We start from the raw sequence: 16,398 nt of genomic DNA on the forward strand, positions 1-16,398 counted from the left end.
CTCTCTACGCCCGGCGACAGCGCGCCGCTACGGGGCCGAACGTCGCAACTCAGCGGCTTCCGCTGTTGCGAGCAGGAGCGGGCGGCCTCAATCTTTTCATCGCCGGATGGCTTTGTGCCGACGGCTTTCCTCAACGCAACTTCAAGGAGATCGTCATGAACGAAACACCGCAACTGGAACTGGTCGACCTGGGCGACGCCAAGGAACAGACCAAGGGCGAGCTGAACAAGCCCGTGCCTGAAGACAACCACGTCGGCCAATTCCGGGACATCTGATCCCTGAGCGACCAAGAGGGGTGCGAGCTCCGCTCGCACCCCTGGCAGGATCCCAATGACCACGACATCACCGATCCAACCTCGATATCGCCTTGCCGATCACGTTCGTGCGTGCCATGTCGACGGCCAGGTGATCCTGCTCGATCTCCAGCGCGGCAAGTACATCGGTATGGGAGGACCGCTGCTTGCGGAACTCTCGAGCCAAATCCTGGGCTGGCCAACAGCCTCAACCGCCAGCACTGGCCGAACGCCCGACGACGAAGTCCACCGCGGGATCAGCGAACTGCGCCGGCAGCATCTGCTGGTCGCCGGATCATCCGCGCCTCTCGCCGAGATCGACATTGCATCGCCGCTCGAGACGCTTGCCGAATCCGGGGAAGCACTCGCCAGCGAGAGGCGATGGCGCGGCCTCGCCAGCATCGCCTGCTCGTCGTTCGTCGCCGCACGCTGGCTCAAGCGCGACAGCCTGGCCACCATCGCAAGCAACGTCAGCCAACTGCGCCCCAGCCAGATCGGCACAGCCGCGAGCTGCCCTTCGGCTGACCTGCGCCGCGCCGTTTCCAGCTATCACAGGCTGCGACCGCTGATCATGACCTCGCAGGACAAGTGCCTGCATGACTCGCTGACCTTGGTGCGCTTCCTGGCTACCAGAAGCCTGTACCCGCGCTGGGTGATCGGCGTACGGACTCGACCTTTCGCTGCCCACTCGTGGGTGCAGGCAGGCAGCACCGTCCTCAATGACCTGCATGAGCGGGTACGTGGCTTCACACCCATCCTCGTCGTGTGAGCCGTGATGTTCCGCTACATCGGCTTTGCCTGGTCACCTTCGAGCGAGGAGCAGGCTGCACTGGCTGAGCGGCTCACGGCGGCGCTGAACGCTGGGCAATGGACCCGGGCGTTCTCATCTTCGGGACTACGCGTCTACGCCATGGGCTGCAAGCCGGGCGACCACGACATCTATTCCCTGCCGGCTGGTCGAGGTGTCGTGCTTGGCCGACTTTTCCGCCGGGGAAATGCCCATGGGCGCGGCTCGCGCCACATAGAGCTGACCGAACTGGAGGCTGAGCGCATCGTGCGGTCAGACGGTCAAGCGCTCATCGATCAGTTCTGGGGGCGATGGATTGCCTTCCTACCCTCATGGACAGGCGAGAGCCGCGTGCTTCGCGACCCCACCGGCACCCTACCTGGCTACACCCTGCAGATCGACGGCGTCTGCGTCGCGTTCTCGTGGCTGGAGGATGTGAGCCAGCTCCTGGACCTACCGGCCCCGGCAGTCAACTGGGATGCAGTCGCCGCGTCGCTTGTCATGGGCCGGCTTGGCGCCTACGAGACGGGCCTTCAGGGTGTCGCCCAGATCCTGCCGGGCGAGCTCACGCCCATGAGCGTGACGGATGCCGGCCCATTGCCGCTCTGGCGCGCGGTGGAGATCGCACGGCGCCCTGTCGACCTCGACCACGCGCGGGCCGCTCAGATGCTGCGCGACGCCACGACCGAGTGTGTACGGGGCTGGATGAGCTGCTACGACAACATCGTCCTCAGACTCTCCGGCGGTGTCGACTCCGCCATCCTGTTGGGCTGCCTCTACTCCGAAGCACCGACGGCGAACATCGTGTGCCTCAACCTGTACTCGCCGGGCTCGGACAGCGACGAACGCGGATACGCGCGGCTGGCCGCGGCAGGCGCGGGATGCCGGCTCATTGAACGCCACCGGGATGCCGACTTCAGGATGGATCTCGTGGCAAGCCCGGCGCTCACGCCGCTGCCCGGCAACCATATCGGCCGCCTGGGCTCAGACCGAATTGATGCCGAAGTCGTGAACGACCACGGAGCGTCCGTCATGTTCACCGGCGCTGGCGGCGATCAACTGTTCAGCGAGAGTCGCGGCACGTGGCCGGCAGCTGACTACCTGCAGTTGCGCGGGATTGATCGAGGGTTTGCAGCCGCAGTTGCCGATGCGGCTCGGCTGGGCCGGGTCTCCTACTGGCAGTCTCTGAAGCTTGCCTTCAGGGATCGCTTCGCGCGCCGGGATCCACTGTCGGGCGTCGGGCGGTATCTGACCCTGGTGCCCGAGGAGGTCGTCGACAACATCGTTCAGAAAGCGGCTCGCTTCATCCACCCCGGCCTGCTGGAAGCGACGGATCTGCCGATCGGCAAGCTGATGCAACTCCGATCACTGTCCTGCCCCTTCGAGTACTACAACCCGTATGCGCCGGCGACCTCGCCCGAGCTCGTGCATCCGCTGATGTCGCAGCCGCTGCTGGAGCTGAGCCTGCAGCTGCCCACCTACGTGCTGACCCGGGGAGGCTATGGGCGTGCACTGGCGCGAGCGGCATTTGCAGACCGTATCCCCGCCGAGATCGCCAGTCGTCGCTCCAAAGGGGGAACAGAACAACATGCAGCCTCGGTCCTGAATCAGAGCCTGCCGCTGGTCAGAAACCTGCTGCTCGACGGTGAACTCGTCAGGCGGGGGTTGCTGGACCGGCAACGGGTCGAATCCACGCTGGCGGGCCGCCCCTCGACGAATGGCGCATACGTGACCGAGGTCCACAGCTGCTTCGCGGTCGAAGCCTGGCTCACGCGCGTCATTCGTGGTGCCACAGTGGCCACTTCCTGAGCGCAGAGCGGTCATGCCGCGCTGCCCTGACCTAGTTTCAGTGCTGCGACTGCTGGTCGAAACGGCCGACCAAACGACGCGACGCTACATGCTCGGCGCGGCGCTGTTGGTGGTCATGGGCGGCGCTCTCGCCGCGCTCTCGCCGCTCGCGCTGAAGCACCTGGTCGACGCAGTCACGTCGTCCGCGGAAACGGGATCGGCAAGCCTGGCCAATGTCGTGGTGTGCGGCGCCCTGTACGTCGCTGCGCTCTGTGGCACGCGCCTCCTGAGCGATGTACGACCGATGCTGACTGGCGCGATTGACCAGCGGCTCGTCGCGGCGCTGCGCCGCCGCTACTTCCATCACGTGTTGCACATGCCACTTGGCAGCCTGCTTGAACGCCGCACCGGCGAACAGCTGCACACCGCTGACCTCGCCTGCGCGGGCGTTCAGCTCCTCGTCACCCACCTCATCCACAGTCTTGCCCCCGTGGTCGTGGAGCTTGCGGTCATGGCTGTCATCCTTGCCCAGCTGGGGCAGTCCTTGCTCCTGCTTTCGTTTGGCGTGACGGCAGTGCTGTACCTCGTGGTGTTCGCCATTGGCGCGCTGCGGCTGACCTTCCACGCCAAGGCCGTCACGGCCGCCAGTCTGGCGGTCCACGGGCACCTTGCCGGCGGGCTGGGAAGCGTAGAAACGCTGCGCTGCTTCGGCGCCCAAAGGCAGGCCGAAGATGAACTCGCGGCGGCGTCGCATGACCTCGCCGGTCGCTGGGGGGCCTACCACCGGACCAGCACGAGCACGGCTATCGCGGCGACCCTTGTGTTTGCGATATCGCTGAGCGCGTGCATCGCCGTGACAGCCGACAGCGTCGCGCGCGGCACGCTGACCGTTGGCGGCTTCGTGCTGACCAGTGTCTACCTGCTGCAGATGGTGCGGCCGCTGGAGGTCCTCGGATCGGCCGCCCGCGACCTCTCCCGCTCGATCGGTTTCGTGCGGCCCATGCTGGACTTCCTGCGGGAGGAACCGGAGGCGGTCGTGGCAGTTTCAGCGGCAGGGCCGCAAGCAGCAAGGGTCGGCCGCGCTGCTGGAGGGGCGCCAGCCATCCGGTTCGAAGGACTGAACTTCGGCTACACGCCCGACAAGCGCGTGCTCGACGGGCTGGATCTGGACGTCGCGCCGGGGCTGACTGTGGCCATCGTGGGGCCGAGCGGATCGGGCAAGTCCTCGCTGCTGCGCCTCTTGCTGCGGTTGTACTCACCGCAGTCAGGTCGCATCCTGCTGGATGGCCAGGCAATCGACACGCTGCGGCTCGACCAACTGCGTGGTCAGATCGCGCTCGTGCCGCAGGACGCGGCCCTGCTGCACGCGTCGATTGCCAGCAACATTGCGCTCGGCGCGCCCGCAGCGGACCGCGAGAGCATCGTTCGCGCTGCGCGTGCCGCGCAGCTTCACCAGCTCATCGTGTCGCTGCCAGACGGCTACGACACGCTCATCGGCGAGCGGGGGCTGAAGCTGTCCGGTGGTGAACGTCAACGCCTGGCCATCGCCCGCGCGCTGCTGCGAAGTCCAAGAATCTTCCTGTTGGACGAGCCCACATCGATGCTGGACAGCAGGACGGAAGCCGAAGTGATGCTCGCCATTCGAGAGGCTACGGTGGGCTGCACGACGCTCATCGTTGCCCACCGCCTATCGACCGTCATGCACGCCGACGAGATCATTTTCCTGAGCGAGGGGCGCATCCTCGAGCGCGGCTCGCACACCGACCTCATCGCACGGGTCGGACCGTATGCTCAGCTGTGGCGACACCAAGTGAAAGGTGCCACCGCCCCGCCCTCACCCCACGCTGGGTAGCGGGCATCGCGGACGCCTGTCATCCGCCTTCTTCAGCACCGCCATCACATCCCAGGCCTCGTACTGCACTCGCAGCGATGCGTCAGTCTCGTTGGCGAGCAGCGGCGCGCTGCGCTTTTCACCCTTGAGCCAGAACTTGAACCAGTCGATGTTCCCCTGGAGGGAGACCATCCTCTCGCTCGGCGTCGACAGCCCATGGGAGCCGCCTGGAACGAGGATCATTTCCGCCGGCTTGTACTGGCGGCGCATCAACGCATAGATGTCCCAGAAGTTGCGGACCGGCACGCCGTAGCTCTCGATGCGCAGCGCCGCCCGGACGCAATCGGTGTTCAGCGAGGGGTCGGTCTCGACCCACTTCGCCAGGCTCGGGCGCGCCGGGATGCCGCGATTCACCGTTTCCTTGTGCCCCCAGGTGTAGTCCGAGAAACCATAGGTCAGGGCGTAAGAGAACAGCGTGTTGGCGTCGCCGTCGGCGATGGTCGCGGCGCGGATGGGCAGGTCCGAGAACGTGATCAGGTTCAGCACCTTCTCGCCTGTCGCACTCCATCCGATGACGCCCACGCGGGCCGGGTCGACGCGCCCTTCTCTTACCAGCGCGTTGACCGCACCTCGAACGCCTTCGTTGAACACGAGATTCTGGTGAACGTCATCCTTGAAGGCCGCCCTTCCCGGCTGACCACGCATCGCCAGCACCATGACGCCCTCGCGGAAGAACGCACGCCCAGGGAATGCGCTCGTGCTCGCGCGGCCGCCCAGATTGGGGCCATCCAGGTAGAAGACGTCTGGCTTGAAGTTGTAGCTCTGAATGACCAGCGGCAAACGCTTGCCCGGCACGGCATCGCTCGGTATCAGCAGTCCCCCGTTCCAGCTTCGTCCTTTGGCGTCCCGCCAGCCATACGTCGACATCGACCCCCACGTCTTTACGTCGAACTGGGGATTCAGCGTCGTGAGGCGAACCGTCTGACCTGCCGGTCCGATGGCTATGGCGTCCGGCGGTTCGTTGACGCCCTCCTGCACACGCAGGGTCCAGCCCGACGCCAGGGTGAGCGCTGCCGGCGGCACCTCCTGCCAGCTCCCACCTTCCACCCGTTGGAACTGCCGCTGCTTGCCAGCATCGATGACTTCCAATCTCTCCCCGATCGGGGCCGCACTTGCCAAACGACCATTCAGCTTGGCGACGACAGTCCAACGGTTGCTGTCCGGCCAGTACTCGATGACGTGGGATGAGGTCGACACCGGCGTCCCGTCCGTCATCGGCAGATGTGCGCCGGCGAGCACCACGGAGTTTCCAGACGGATGCCAAACCTTGTCGCGGCGGGACTGACCGCCGCCGATGAGGGAGTCATCCGGCGCATCAAGGATCGTCTGCTCCCGCGCATCGTCGAGCCGCCAGGCCACCATGCGCCTGGCCGAAAAGGACATGGCACCACTGAAGTACCCCAGGGGGTCGCGATTGACCGCTGGCCCATAGACCTTGGCCGCTTCCTCCAGGAGCGGGTACTGCCGGCTCCAGGCCTTGGTTCGATCTCGCTCGAACTTCGGCAGCACCGCCCAACGGCCATCAGGCGAGATGTTGGCCACGGGCCACCCGAGGTTGGCTTGAATGAAGGGGTCGCCGAGCGGTCGCGCCGGACTGCCCGTCCCGACATCGGCGACATAGAAGCGGAACGCCCGCACTTGCTCCTTCAGCTCCTGCTGGCCGTACATCACGCCCCGGAACCACTGGTTGCCGACAACGATGCTGTTCGCACCGTCCTTCAGGGGGGGATTGGGCACCTGCACGACGTACACCACTCGCTTCAGATCACGCGACGCCGCGAACGACTCGATCGACGTGGAAGCGCTGGTGAGCTGGGTCAGCTTGCGGGTGGGCAAGTCAAGGCTGTAGACCTGATAGACCGCCTCCTTGATCTTCGCGCGGAAGATCAGCGTCCGCTCATCGAGCCACTGCACCTGCGTCAACGCCGGGTAGCCGGCTTCATTGTCGAACTTGGCGTCGAACACAAAGGCCGGCTCCGGCGGTGCCGGACGCCGCTCGGCCAGGCGTTCAGGGGCCAAGTTCAACAGGAGGATCTCGTAGCGGTTGGCATCGGCCGCAACGTCACCCTTGCGGGTGACGATGAAGGCCCGCGTGCCTGAGGGCGAGATCTGCTGCCGCAGGCCCGCAGCGTCATTCGCGTGCGGCTGGATGATCATCTTGAACTCGACAACGTCGCGCACGGTCGGTCCAACGGCGGACTGCGCGGCGGCCGGTCCAACCGCTGCGGCGAGCAGCGCCGACAGGACGGAGAGGATGTAGAAACGCATCTGGATTGACTTCTCGAGAATGGCGCGGCCCAGCCTCCCTGCGTTTGGGGCAGGAGGGCCGCGGTGGGGTGGGTAGCGGATCTGGGAGAACTTCCGAGGCGACCCTCGGGACTACCAGTCCAGCGACAGTCGCACGCTCAGGTAGCGGCCGCGCCAGTCGGCCTGCGTGATGTCGTAGTAGGGCGCGCCCTGCGCGAACTGAGGCTCGCGATTCGACAGGTTGGCAATGCTGGCGCCGAGCGTCGCGGTCTTGAAGCCAGGCAGCAGGTCTGGCCACAACTTCTTGATGTCGACGTTGCCGGCCAGGTCATGCATCCAGAAGTCACCGAGTCGGCGCTCGCTCGTGCCGGTGTCCTTGTAGCCGCCCACGTAGCGACTCGTCACGCCGACGCTCCAGCGTCCCTGCTCTAGACCCAGCGACAGACGGCCCTTCCACTGCGGCGCCCAATAGTCGATGAACCGCCGACCGAGCCTGTCTACCGCAGCGGCGCCGGGCGCCAGGACCACGCGGTACTCGCCAGTCCGAGTCGCCCCGGCGGAGACGGTCAGCCTGCCCACCGAGTTTTTCCACGCGTAGGCTGCCTCGACATCCGTGCCCGCGACGTCAACGCGACCAAAGTTGACCTCGGTCGACTTCACGCTGGTCACGACGCCCGGCTGACCATTGGATGCCGGCGCTCGCGTCACCAGCCCAGGAAACAGGCCTTCGTAGTCCAGCGCGGATTGCGTCGCCAGCAGCGCGATCATGTCGCGGATACGCATGTCCCAATGCGTGACGCTGAAGCGCGTGCCACGCCACCCTTCAGGCTCCCAGACAGCGCCAATGCCGCGCGCCCGCCCGTGCTCGGGCGCAAGGTCATGGTTGGTCGTCCGCAGCACCGTGCCACTGGTGATCAACTCGCCGCCACGGGCGGGGTCGGTCATCCGGTAGGTGGCCGCCTGATAGGTGACATCCGGAACGTGCGTCTGAAGAATCGTCGGCGGCTTGAATGAGCTCGCCGCAGAGGCGCGGATCAGCAGGCTTCGAAACGGCCGGACCTCCAGCCCGCCCTGGTAGGTGTTCGCAGAGCCGAAGTCGCTGTAATGGTCGCGGCGCGCAGCGACCGTGAGCGCTGCCAGGCTCCATCCCGCCACGCCGTCGCCCCCGCCCTTCAGCAGCGGCGCACGGGCTTCGGCGTACACCGACGAGCTCTCGCGAGTACCCCGCGTTGCGACCGTCGTCGTGACGTCGTAGACGTCATGTGCCGCCTCGGCGCCCAGCACCGTATCCACCGAGCCGGCCGGCAGCTTGAACAACGTGCCCCGGACCTGCGCGGCGAGCTGATCCTTGCGTCCGACGCTGCGTCGAAGGTTGTCGGACCAGATCCCCCGAAGCACCGTATCCGTGGCCATCCGCCCAGAGGAAAAGGGGTTGAGCGCCGTCGCCGGGTCGGTCGATGCAAGCGCCGCCGTCCGCGCCGACGCGTTGACGGCCTCGTTCCAGCTTTGCGAACCACCGCGGTCGCTGGCAGTCGATGCCGACACCTCCGCATCCCATCCGGCGCCCAGGTCGCCCCTGACGCCAACCAGCGCGCGGGTGAAGTTCGTCTGTCGGGACAGCCCCTCCGTGCCGTTCTCCGGATCCAGCGAAGTCGTGACATTGACGGCGACGCCGAACGGATTGAAGGGATTCGTCGCCGGCACAGTGACATTGTTCAGTCGCAGCCCGATGCCGGACGCCTGCATGCGATCCCTCGCATGGGTGACCTCGCCAAATGCCCACCAGTTGCCAAAGAGCCTGTGCTCCCCAAGGGCATGAACCGCCAGCGTTTCATAGCCATGCACGAGCGCCATGCCGCCACCCGATGCCCAGACGTTGCATAGGTTCTGCGTGCCCGCAGTTGCCTGGAAGTCGGTGAGCTGGAGTGGCTGGCCCGAAGCGCGCTGCGGAATGGCGGCAACAGCGGCGCCAAGCCCGGGCAGGTTGCCCGACACGCTGCGCACCGTCCCGGGCACGCAGTAGTTCAAACGCGCATCGGTGCCACCGAACCGCCGGTAGTCGCCGTCGGTGAAGAAGTCCCGCTCCTTCATGTTCAGCGGCGTGGAGCGGCTGTAGGAAGCCATGAGCAGGAACTCCCCGTCCGCAGTCTGCCCGCCCGTCGCCAGCGACAGGCTGCCATCGCTGAAGCCGCGGCCAGACCCCAACCGGGCCGTGAGCGACTGCCCATTGATGGCCTTCTTCAGGATCACGTTGACGACACCCGCCAGGGCGTCGCCGCCGTAGACCGCTGACGAGCCCAAAGGGACCACCTCCACCCGCTCGACTGCAGCCATCGGGATGAGGTTCAGGTTGAACACGTTGCCGGTGAACGAGCCGACGCCCTGCACCTTGCGACCGTTGATGAGCACCAGTGTCGAACCCAACGGCAGCCCGCGAAGCTGGACGGTTCCCTGCCCCAACGTCGTGGCAAAGCCGCCCTCCCCGGCCGACGCCGACACCTCGGTCAACGAGGCCAGGAAACGCTGAAGGTTGGGCTGACCGCTCTTGTCGATGTCCTCACGGGTGTAGACATTCACCGGCGCGGGGCCTTCCGCATCGAGCCGCTTCAAGCGGGAGCCGGTGACCTCCACGCGCGTCAGCTCCTGCGTGGGTCCTGCGTCACGCGCTGGCCCACGCTCGCCCTCATCCGCAGTCGGCCCAGCAGCCGGCTGGTCGCCACCCCCGGCCCGAGGGCTTCGTCCGGTGGGTGTCGTCGGGCCCGCAGGTGCCGGCGCGGGCTTCACGACCACCGCGCCGTTGGGCATCTGTTCCACGGTCATGCCACTTCCCTGCAGAGCGGCCTTGATGGCGTCGATGGGAGACAGTCTCCCGGACACCGGGCGCGCAATCCGACCCTGGACGGTCTCGGGCTCGAACAAGATCGAGGTGCTGGTCTGCCGACCGATGGCTTGCAGGGCCTGGGCCATCCCTTGGGAAGGCTGCTCGATGTGGTAACGGGCCGGCTGCGCGGGCTCTGCCGCAAACGAGTGGCCCGTACCCAGGAGGATGGAGATGAAGGTGCCGATCGGCAGCGCGCTGAGCACTCTGCGGAGGGCAATGCATCGGGGGAAGTCGCGTCTCATCTGATGTCCTTGTTGTGTTTGAGTAGCCACAACAAGATGACGTTTCAGTCGAGTGCCCAGCGGCCGGGACATGTCCCTACTGAGGTTTTTCGAGCTCCAACCGTCCACCGTCGGCGCGCACCTTCAGACCATGCAAGTGCGCGACAGCCTGAGCAAATCCAGCGTTGTCTCCCGTGCGATAGAGGCCGCTAACCCGCAGACCAGACTCGTTCAGCCCATCGAGCAAAACAATCTTTGTTCGGCTGTAGCGGTTCATCTCGGCCACGGCGTCCCGCAGTGTGGTCGCATCGAAAACGGCCTCATTGCGCTTCCAGGCGGTCACCTGGTCAACGTTCGGGCGATCAACCCTAGCCGGCACGGCCCCTGCGGAGCCTTCGCCTTGACCCAGGCGCAGCCGCTCGCCCGCCCGCATGGAAACCGCCTTGCCAGGAGCCACGGCATCAGCGCTGACCTCTGCGGCACGGCGAACGTTCACCTGGCCCTCGATCAAGGTCACGGTCAACTCACGGGAGGCACTCGCGGCCGGTGACGCATATCGCACCGAGAACGCGGTGCCAACGGCAACCACCTCGCTCCCGGAGACGCGCACGACAAACGGCCGCTTCAGTTCCCTCGCGACTTCGAAGAGAGCCTCTCCGCCATGAACGTTGACGGTCCGCTGCCGGTCATCAAAGCTCACCCGCACCTCGGTCTCGGTATTGAGCAGCATCCGCGAGCCATCGTCGAGGATGACCGCGCGCTGTTCGCCAATCTCGGTCCTGAAGGCGCCCTGCGCCCACCAGTTCTGGCCGACGAACAGCGCCACCCCCAACAAGCCGGCGGAGACGGCTCCGGCCGCCCACCAGCGCGCTCCCTGACGCCCCCCCCCGGACCGAGCGGCGTTCTTCGCCGCTACGGTGTCATACGCGGTCGCAACCTTGATCTTTCCCACGTTGATCCACGCATCCGTGCAACGCTCAAAAGCCAGGCGGTGAACGGGCGAGCGCGCCTGCCACGCACGAAAGTCGCGCTCCATCTCGGCGGACCGATCAGGACCATGGAGTCGACTGACCCACACCGACGCCTCAGCGAGGATCTCTCGCGGCACCTTCTGCTTGACCGCTGGCTCCCGTGGGGTGCCGGCTGCCGGCCCCGCCATGGCTACACGTCCTCCATCCAAAGGGCCGTCAGCATCACGCCCTTGGAGATGTGCTTCTCAACCGCGCTTCTGCTGATGCCGTACTTCAGCGCAATCTCGTTGTAGCTCATCCCTTCGACCCGGCTGTCGAGGAAGATCGACCGGGTTCGTTCATTCATCTGCGCAAGGCATTCGCCAACCTGGGCCAGTTCCTCACGCGACTGGACCACGTCCTCGGCGCTGGGCCGGCCATCCACGATGACGACGTCTTCCGGCGAGACCTCTTCACCGCGGACCAGCAACGCGCGGTGCGCGTCAATCGACAGATTCAGAGCAATCTTCATCAGCAATGCTTCTGGATGATCAACGGTCTTCTCTTTCGAGAACTGGGCGAGCCGGACGTACGCGTCTTGCACCAGGTCCTCGGCATCCTGCTCTGATCGGCAGCCACGCCGCATGAGCGCGGACACGGCCCTTGAGAATACGCTGAGCCAGTCGGTCTTCATCGCAATACCCGCTACGCCAGAGTCGGTACGCCTACGGCATCGGACATTGACAGGCCTGCACCAGAGGCTCGCCTTCCGACACCGCGCGCGGCCTCCGCATTCCCGCGTTCGCGATCCAGCCGTTGCTCCGCGCGGGCGAGAGACAAGGCAACGAAATCAAGAGCGGCGCCGGAATCACTGAAGGGGCCATGCTGAAGGATCGCTCGATTCAACCGGCCGCGCACATCTGCAGCAGTCCGGTCTGCCAAACGAACCAGTCCACGCAGTTGTTCGTTTAGGGAGAAGATCGGCTCGAATCGTGCCAGGGCGTCGCCCCAGAGCTGCACGACGTCTGGGTATTTTTCACCGAGGCCGGACCCTTGAAATCTGGCCAGTTCCGAGCGTCCCAACTCGAGAGTTTCGGCTTCTGCCGCCGCTCGGAAACAGCGCAACATTTCTTGTCTATGGCGCGGGGGCACCCGAGCAGCGACCGCTTCGAGCGCTTGTTCGACAGAGTCCACGATCTCGCCGTGGCAGTAGGCCAGCTTGAACGAGGCGTCCTCTCCCGCGAGATTGCCGACGCCAAGTCTGATGAACTCCGCGCCTCGCGCCTTCAGCTCACCGAACACCGAAGACCGTGGTGAGAACGTGCCGTCCTTACTCAGCCAAGCGCCAAGCACTTCACTCTCACCATTGATCAAGCTCCCGAGCGCCCAGCAGATCACCTGCGGTCCGTCGGCGTTCGCGATGAGGCGCAACTGATCGGTGGAGCTGAAGACTGCCGCGATATAGCGGCGACAGAGTGGCCGCGATAGCCAACTGTTGGCTGAGTAGGTGTTGCCCATGTCACGATTAGTAGGTTCGCGATTAGTGGACACTACCACACGATGTTGGGGCCATGGAACCCCTGCGCCTGCTGTTTGGACAACGTGTCGCCGCTTTGCGGCGCGCGGCTGGCTACAAGCAGGATGAGTTCGCCGAACGCTGCGGTTTTGCTCGCTCGTACATGTCGCGAATTGAGACGGGCGGCGCGAACCCATCGCTGGATGCGATTGAGGTCCTTGCACTTGCGCTCAAGGTACCTGTGAAAGAGCTGTTCCCATAGGCTAGGTACGGGGCGTGCGATGACAGCAGCGCCTCTGCCGATTGCAAACGCTAGATTGACGACGGTCTCCGCGCCGATCCGCTATGCAGCAGCGGAGGCGTTCGTCTGCAGTGCGTGGTCATCCATGCGTTGAAAGCACTGCTCGAAAGCGCAGACAGGCATCGGGCTGGCGCCATGTTTATGCTTGCCAGCGGCCTGATCATGATCTCCGCTGGCATCCTGGTGCTCGTCGTCAGCTGGCTGATCCGCCACAGAGCCAGGCGATCCCCGCCTACATCCAAATGAGCCTGAGCGGGATGCGATGCCGCCGCCGCGGCCGCTACCTTGACCATCTACACGCCCGATGGAAACAGCCATGAACAACCTCGTTCCCGGTCCCGCACCTGGTGATCACCAGAAATCTCCTGTCGAGTTGCCGACCGAGCCGGACAAACCTGCGGACGCACCCAGTACGCCGCAGCCTGAGGACAGCCCCGGACACGCCAACGCAAAGGCCATGCCCGACAGGCGCGCGCAAAGCGTCGAGGACCCAGAAGCCGACGGCAGCGATCGGGCTGACCGAGACCGAATCGCCGCGAGGCTCCGGATCCTGACTGGTTCAGCGCCGTGCCTTCATCCGGCGACGCGGTTGAACACCAGATAACCCGTGGTGCCGCTGATCGCCGCGCCGACCGGCGCGCCGAAGCCGCCACTGATCAGCATCGGTATCCGGACTTTTCGCGGGCTGTGAGCCTGCTGCCCTGCTGGCTTTCGCCAACGAGCTCTCAGTCGACGAATCGAGCTTGGGTACTCGCTGCGCGCGCCGGATCGCAACGCCGAATCCAGCGCACGCCGCCATCCGATGCCGGCCTAGATTCTTCACATCAATACATCGGAGCAGCGTCGTGCAGTTGAACTCGACCGTCCCCAGCGCGCCTCAGAATGAAGCCGATCCGGCCGACACCTTGCGACTGCCAAAAGTTCGGGAACGCACCGGCCTCGGCCGCTCCACCATCTATCGACTGATGGGCCAAGGGCTCTTCCCCTGCGCGGTCCAGCTCGCCCCAAGAGCGATCGGCTGGCACAAGGCAGACATCGATGCCTGGCTTGCCTCGCGGCCGAAGACGCCCCACTGACTAGCAGCTCGCAGCCAGGTCGACTATGTCGGCAGCGCCAGCTTCATCACAGCCCACACGACCAGCAGGAGGGCAACCAGCCGCGCCCATCGCCAAGTGGTGAAGCGGTAGCGGTGATTGACGAGTACCGCGCTGCACAGTCGAAACGCCGCGCACAGCGTGGCAACGGCTACGGCAGGTCGAACCAGGCCGTCAGCAGCGGGCACGTGCAAAACGAGCAACAGCAAGGCAAAAGGCCACGCGACGGCGTCAATAGCCGCCAGCAGCCGCCTGCAAGGCCAGTAAGCAGCATCGGGCCTGAGCTCTCTCGCGATGACGACAAACATGGTGGCTCCGTAGGATGCGGGCACCCTGCCCGGCCGCTCTATGGAACCACAGCCGCGGGCGGTGTAGGTACTGCACGGAAACCAATCGTAAGAGTGCTTTCGTTCGGCCGAATTGGGACAGCTTTGGACGATTCAGGCGGCGGAAACCTCCGTGACCGAACAAGCTGCGACGGCAGCTTCTCTCGTGCAACACGAAGTAGCAACCATGCACTTGTTCGGTCCACTGCGAGGCATGGGACGTGACTGCCCCTCGGGAGAGCGACGACGCGCCGCAGCTATCTTCGGATCAGGCCATGAAGCCAAGAAGTACGGCGTCAAGATCTGACTTGCTCACCGGAACTTTCACCGCTCATGTTTTCTCGGTTTGACGGCTGGGGAATACCGATTGGGCCCGGTGCTAAAGTGCCCAGCCCGTTTTACCCTTGCCACCGGTCAGTGACCGCCTCGACACCCAAGCCTTCCAAAGCGACCAAAAGCAGTCGTCACAAATTGCCGACGCTCGCTGATGTCGCGCGAGAAGCTGGCGTGTCTGATGTGGCGGCATCCTGCGCGATCAACGCCGGGAGAGGTTCAACTCGCGTTTCAGCGGAAACCCGCGAACGGGTGCTGGCGGCAGCGAAGCGCCTGCGCTACCTGCCAAACGCGACGGCGCGTGCACTTAGCCGTCAACGGACCAACGCCATCGGCTTCGTTGCGAACATTGCCTATGAGGAGCCAAACCTTTACTTCCAGGAGCTTTTCAACGGCGTCGTGCGGGGCGCGACTGAGGCCGAGCAGACCACATGCATCTTCCCACTCAGCGGTTGGGATGAAGCGCCGAAGCGCATCCCCGCGCTGTGTGACGGCCGGGTCGACGGACTGATCGTTCTAGCGCCGCATCTCGAAGATGACAGCACGACCTGGCTGCCACCCCATACGCCCTTGGTCACGATCCATGCAGGAGCGCACCTGCAGGCCCAGGTGAACGTCGAGGCGGACGACGAGGCGGGCGGTTTTGCCATCGTGGACCATATGTTCAACCTTGGCTATCGCCATATCCTCTGCGTGGGCGGACCGCCGCCCAACAAGAGCGCCGACCGCCGTGTCGATGGCTTTTTGCGTGCGCATGCCAAGAACGGAGTGGAAGTTGCTTTCGACCACGTGATCCGCACATGGTTCACTGTGGCGGACGGTCGACAGGCGATGGAGAAGTGGCTGCAGGCCCACCACGGTGAGCAACTGCCCGAGGCCATCTTCTGTGGCAACGACGACATCGCCTTCGGATGCATGGAAGCACTCGAGGCCCGAGGGTTGAACGTACCTCGGGACGTCTCGATCGCTGGCTTCGACCATACCTTGCTGGCCCGCACATTGCACATGGCAACCGTGCGTCAGCCCCTGCTCGAGATGGGTCGCCAGGCGGTCACCGTGCTCATACAACTGATCGAGGCGCAGAGAGGTGGAGGGCCCTACGAGGGCCCGCGCAACATCGTCCTGCCCGTCGAGATTGTTGCGGGTCGGACATTGGCCGCAGCCCCCCGCAATGCGCCGCTGACGATCCTCTGAACTTACGCGGGCACGCGGGTCGCGGCGCCGATGGGTTTTCCCTGATTAGTTCGACGTTCGATCGAAATATGATGGCCATCCGGTATGACCAAATCTGGTTTTTCTGGCGACCATTGCTTCGTGGTATGACCGAATATATTTTTGTCCGATTGATTCGACGCCGAATCACTTCGGACCGAATTTGTTGGAGCGGACCTGACCGCATCAGCCGAGGGCCTTTCACCGCCAGCCACGTCCAACGCCCTCCTCATCAGCCCATGTCTGACCTCTCTCTCAGCCCCCGGCAAGCCAAGCCGCATGCGCTCGTTGGCGACTTGCGCGACCCGGCCGGTCGTTCCAGGGCCAAGACTGGCCACGCGGAGGTCTGCCCCGAGTTCACAGCCGCGCCACCAATGCGCCTGACTGGATGGATCGACATTGGCGAGACCGCAGCCGCCGAGGATGCGCACGACTCCGTCCAACAGTCGCAAGCCGTCGTGCCTGCGCCTTATTGGCGAAGCCCGGACCGCAGGGTCTGGTGCTGGAGCCGCCACCGAAATTCATCGTCATTGTCGGGATGTAGGCCCACGCACTGAG

General features: G+C 64.9%; 12 protein-coding genes. 6 read left to right on the plus strand and 6 right to left on the minus strand.

Going from position 1 to position 16,398, the window contains the following annotated elements; translation table 11 throughout:
• The first annotated feature begins 330 nt into the window (after positions 1–330).
• The 3 genes from ACG00Y_RS23345 to ACG00Y_RS23355 are packed head-to-tail and all read left to right on the plus strand — an operon-like array spanning position 331 to position 4,720.
• Positions 331–1,062: a lasso peptide biosynthesis B2 protein gene (locus ACG00Y_RS23345; RefSeq protein WP_394483085.1), complete on the plus strand. Its 732-nt coding sequence runs from the start codon at positions 331–333 to the stop codon at positions 1,060–1,062.
• Positions 1,063–1,068: 6 nt separating this feature from the next.
• Positions 1,069–2,889, plus strand: coding sequence for an asparagine synthase-related protein (locus tag ACG00Y_RS23350; protein WP_394483086.1), 1,821 nt, complete (start codon positions 1,069–1,071; stop codon positions 2,887–2,889).
• A 40-nt stretch (positions 2,890–2,929) separates the two neighbouring features.
• Entirely contained in the window at positions 2,930–4,720 is a 1,791-nt protein-coding gene (locus ACG00Y_RS23355; RefSeq protein WP_394483088.1) for an ATP-binding cassette domain-containing protein, read from the plus strand.
• Here the strand turns inward: ACG00Y_RS23355 and ACG00Y_RS23360 are convergent.
• The 5 genes from ACG00Y_RS23360 to ACG00Y_RS23380 all read right to left on the minus strand — a co-directional run bounded on the left by ACG00Y_RS23360 (position 4,703) and on the right by ACG00Y_RS23380 (position 12,576).
• The gene (locus tag ACG00Y_RS23360; protein ID WP_394483090.1) at positions 4,703–7,027 is read right to left on the minus strand and encodes a prolyl oligopeptidase family serine peptidase; all 2,325 of its coding nucleotides are present in this window, start codon (positions 7,025–7,027) and stop codon (positions 4,703–4,705) included. The genes ACG00Y_RS23355 and ACG00Y_RS23360 overlap by 18 nt on opposite strands.
• A gap of 111 nt (positions 7,028–7,138) precedes the next feature.
• Positions 7,139–10,129: a TonB-dependent receptor plug domain-containing protein gene (locus tag ACG00Y_RS23365; protein ID WP_394483092.1), complete on the minus strand. Its 2,991-nt coding sequence runs from the start codon at positions 10,127–10,129 to the stop codon at positions 7,139–7,141.
• A 76-nt stretch (positions 10,130–10,205) separates the two neighbouring features.
• Entirely contained in the window at positions 10,206–11,267 is a 1,062-nt protein-coding gene (locus ACG00Y_RS23370; RefSeq protein ID WP_394483094.1) for a FecR family protein, read from the minus strand.
• 2 nt (positions 11,268–11,269) lie between these two features.
• Positions 11,270–11,752, minus strand: coding sequence for an RNA polymerase sigma factor (locus tag ACG00Y_RS23375; protein WP_394483096.1), 483 nt, complete (start codon positions 11,750–11,752; stop codon positions 11,270–11,272).
• An 11-nt stretch (positions 11,753–11,763) separates the two neighbouring features.
• Complete coding sequence (locus tag ACG00Y_RS23380; protein WP_394483098.1) at positions 11,764–12,576, minus strand: transposase; 813 nt, start codon at positions 12,574–12,576, stop codon at positions 11,764–11,766.
• Between the two features lie 53 nt (positions 12,577–12,629).
• Between ACG00Y_RS23380 and ACG00Y_RS23385 the strand changes: the two genes are divergently transcribed.
• Together ACG00Y_RS23385 and ACG00Y_RS23390 are read left to right on the plus strand one after the other, a co-directional pair.
• A complete protein-coding gene (locus tag ACG00Y_RS23385) occupies positions 12,630–12,836 on the plus strand; it encodes a helix-turn-helix domain-containing protein (protein ID WP_394483100.1) in 207 nt (68 codons plus the stop codon).
• Between the two features lie 884 nt (positions 12,837–13,720).
• Entirely contained in the window at positions 13,721–13,951 is a 231-nt protein-coding gene (locus ACG00Y_RS23390; protein ID WP_394483101.1) for a helix-turn-helix transcriptional regulator, read from the plus strand.
• Between the two features lie 23 nt (positions 13,952–13,974).
• Here the strand turns inward: ACG00Y_RS23390 and ACG00Y_RS23395 are convergent, their stop codons facing one another.
• Positions 13,975–14,277, minus strand: a complete 303-nt coding sequence (locus ACG00Y_RS23395; protein ID WP_394483103.1) for a hypothetical protein — start codon at positions 14,275–14,277, stop codon at positions 13,975–13,977.
• Between the two features lie 435 nt (positions 14,278–14,712).
• On the opposite strand from ACG00Y_RS23395, the gene ACG00Y_RS23400 reads away from it, so the two are divergent.
• Positions 14,713–15,822, plus strand: a complete 1,110-nt coding sequence (locus tag ACG00Y_RS23400) for a LacI family DNA-binding transcriptional regulator (protein ID WP_394483105.1) — start codon at positions 14,713–14,715, stop codon at positions 15,820–15,822.
• Positions 15,823–16,398: the final 576 nt, after the last annotated feature.

This window comes from Pelomonas parva (assembly GCF_043555835.1).
Taxonomy (GTDB): Bacteria; Pseudomonadota; Gammaproteobacteria; order Burkholderiales; family Burkholderiaceae_C; genus Pelomonas; species Pelomonas parva.

Bases quoted from the DNA above. Each gene is read 5' to 3' on its own strand.
- ACG00Y_RS23345 (WP_394483085.1), top strand. From the start codon at position 331: ATGACCACGACATCACCGATCCAACCTCGATATCGCCTTGCCGATCAC.
- ACG00Y_RS23350 (WP_394483086.1), top strand. From the start codon at position 1,069: ATGTTCCGCTACATCGGCTTTGCCTGGTCACCTTCGAGCGAGGAGCAG.
- ACG00Y_RS23360 (WP_394483090.1), bottom strand. From the start codon at position 7,027: ATGCGTTTCTACATCCTCTCCGTCCTGTCGGCGCTGCTCGCCGCAGCG.
- ACG00Y_RS23365 (WP_394483092.1), bottom strand. From the start codon at position 10,129: ATGAGACGCGACTTCCCCCGATGCATTGCCCTCCGCAGAGTGCTCAGC.
- ACG00Y_RS23370 (WP_394483094.1), bottom strand. From the start codon at position 11,267: ATGGCGGGGCCGGCAGCCGGCACCCCACGGGAGCCAGCGGTCAAGCAG.
- ACG00Y_RS23375 (WP_394483096.1), bottom strand. From the start codon at position 11,752: ATGAAGACCGACTGGCTCAGCGTATTCTCAAGGGCCGTGTCCGCGCTC.
- ACG00Y_RS23380 (WP_394483098.1), bottom strand. From the start codon at position 12,576: ATGGGCAACACCTACTCAGCCAACAGTTGGCTATCGCGGCCACTCTGT.
- ACG00Y_RS23385 (WP_394483100.1), top strand. From the start codon at position 12,630: ATGGAACCCCTGCGCCTGCTGTTTGGACAACGTGTCGCCGCTTTGCGG.
- ACG00Y_RS23395 (WP_394483103.1), bottom strand. From the start codon at position 14,277: ATGTTTGTCGTCATCGCGAGAGAGCTCAGGCCCGATGCTGCTTACTGG.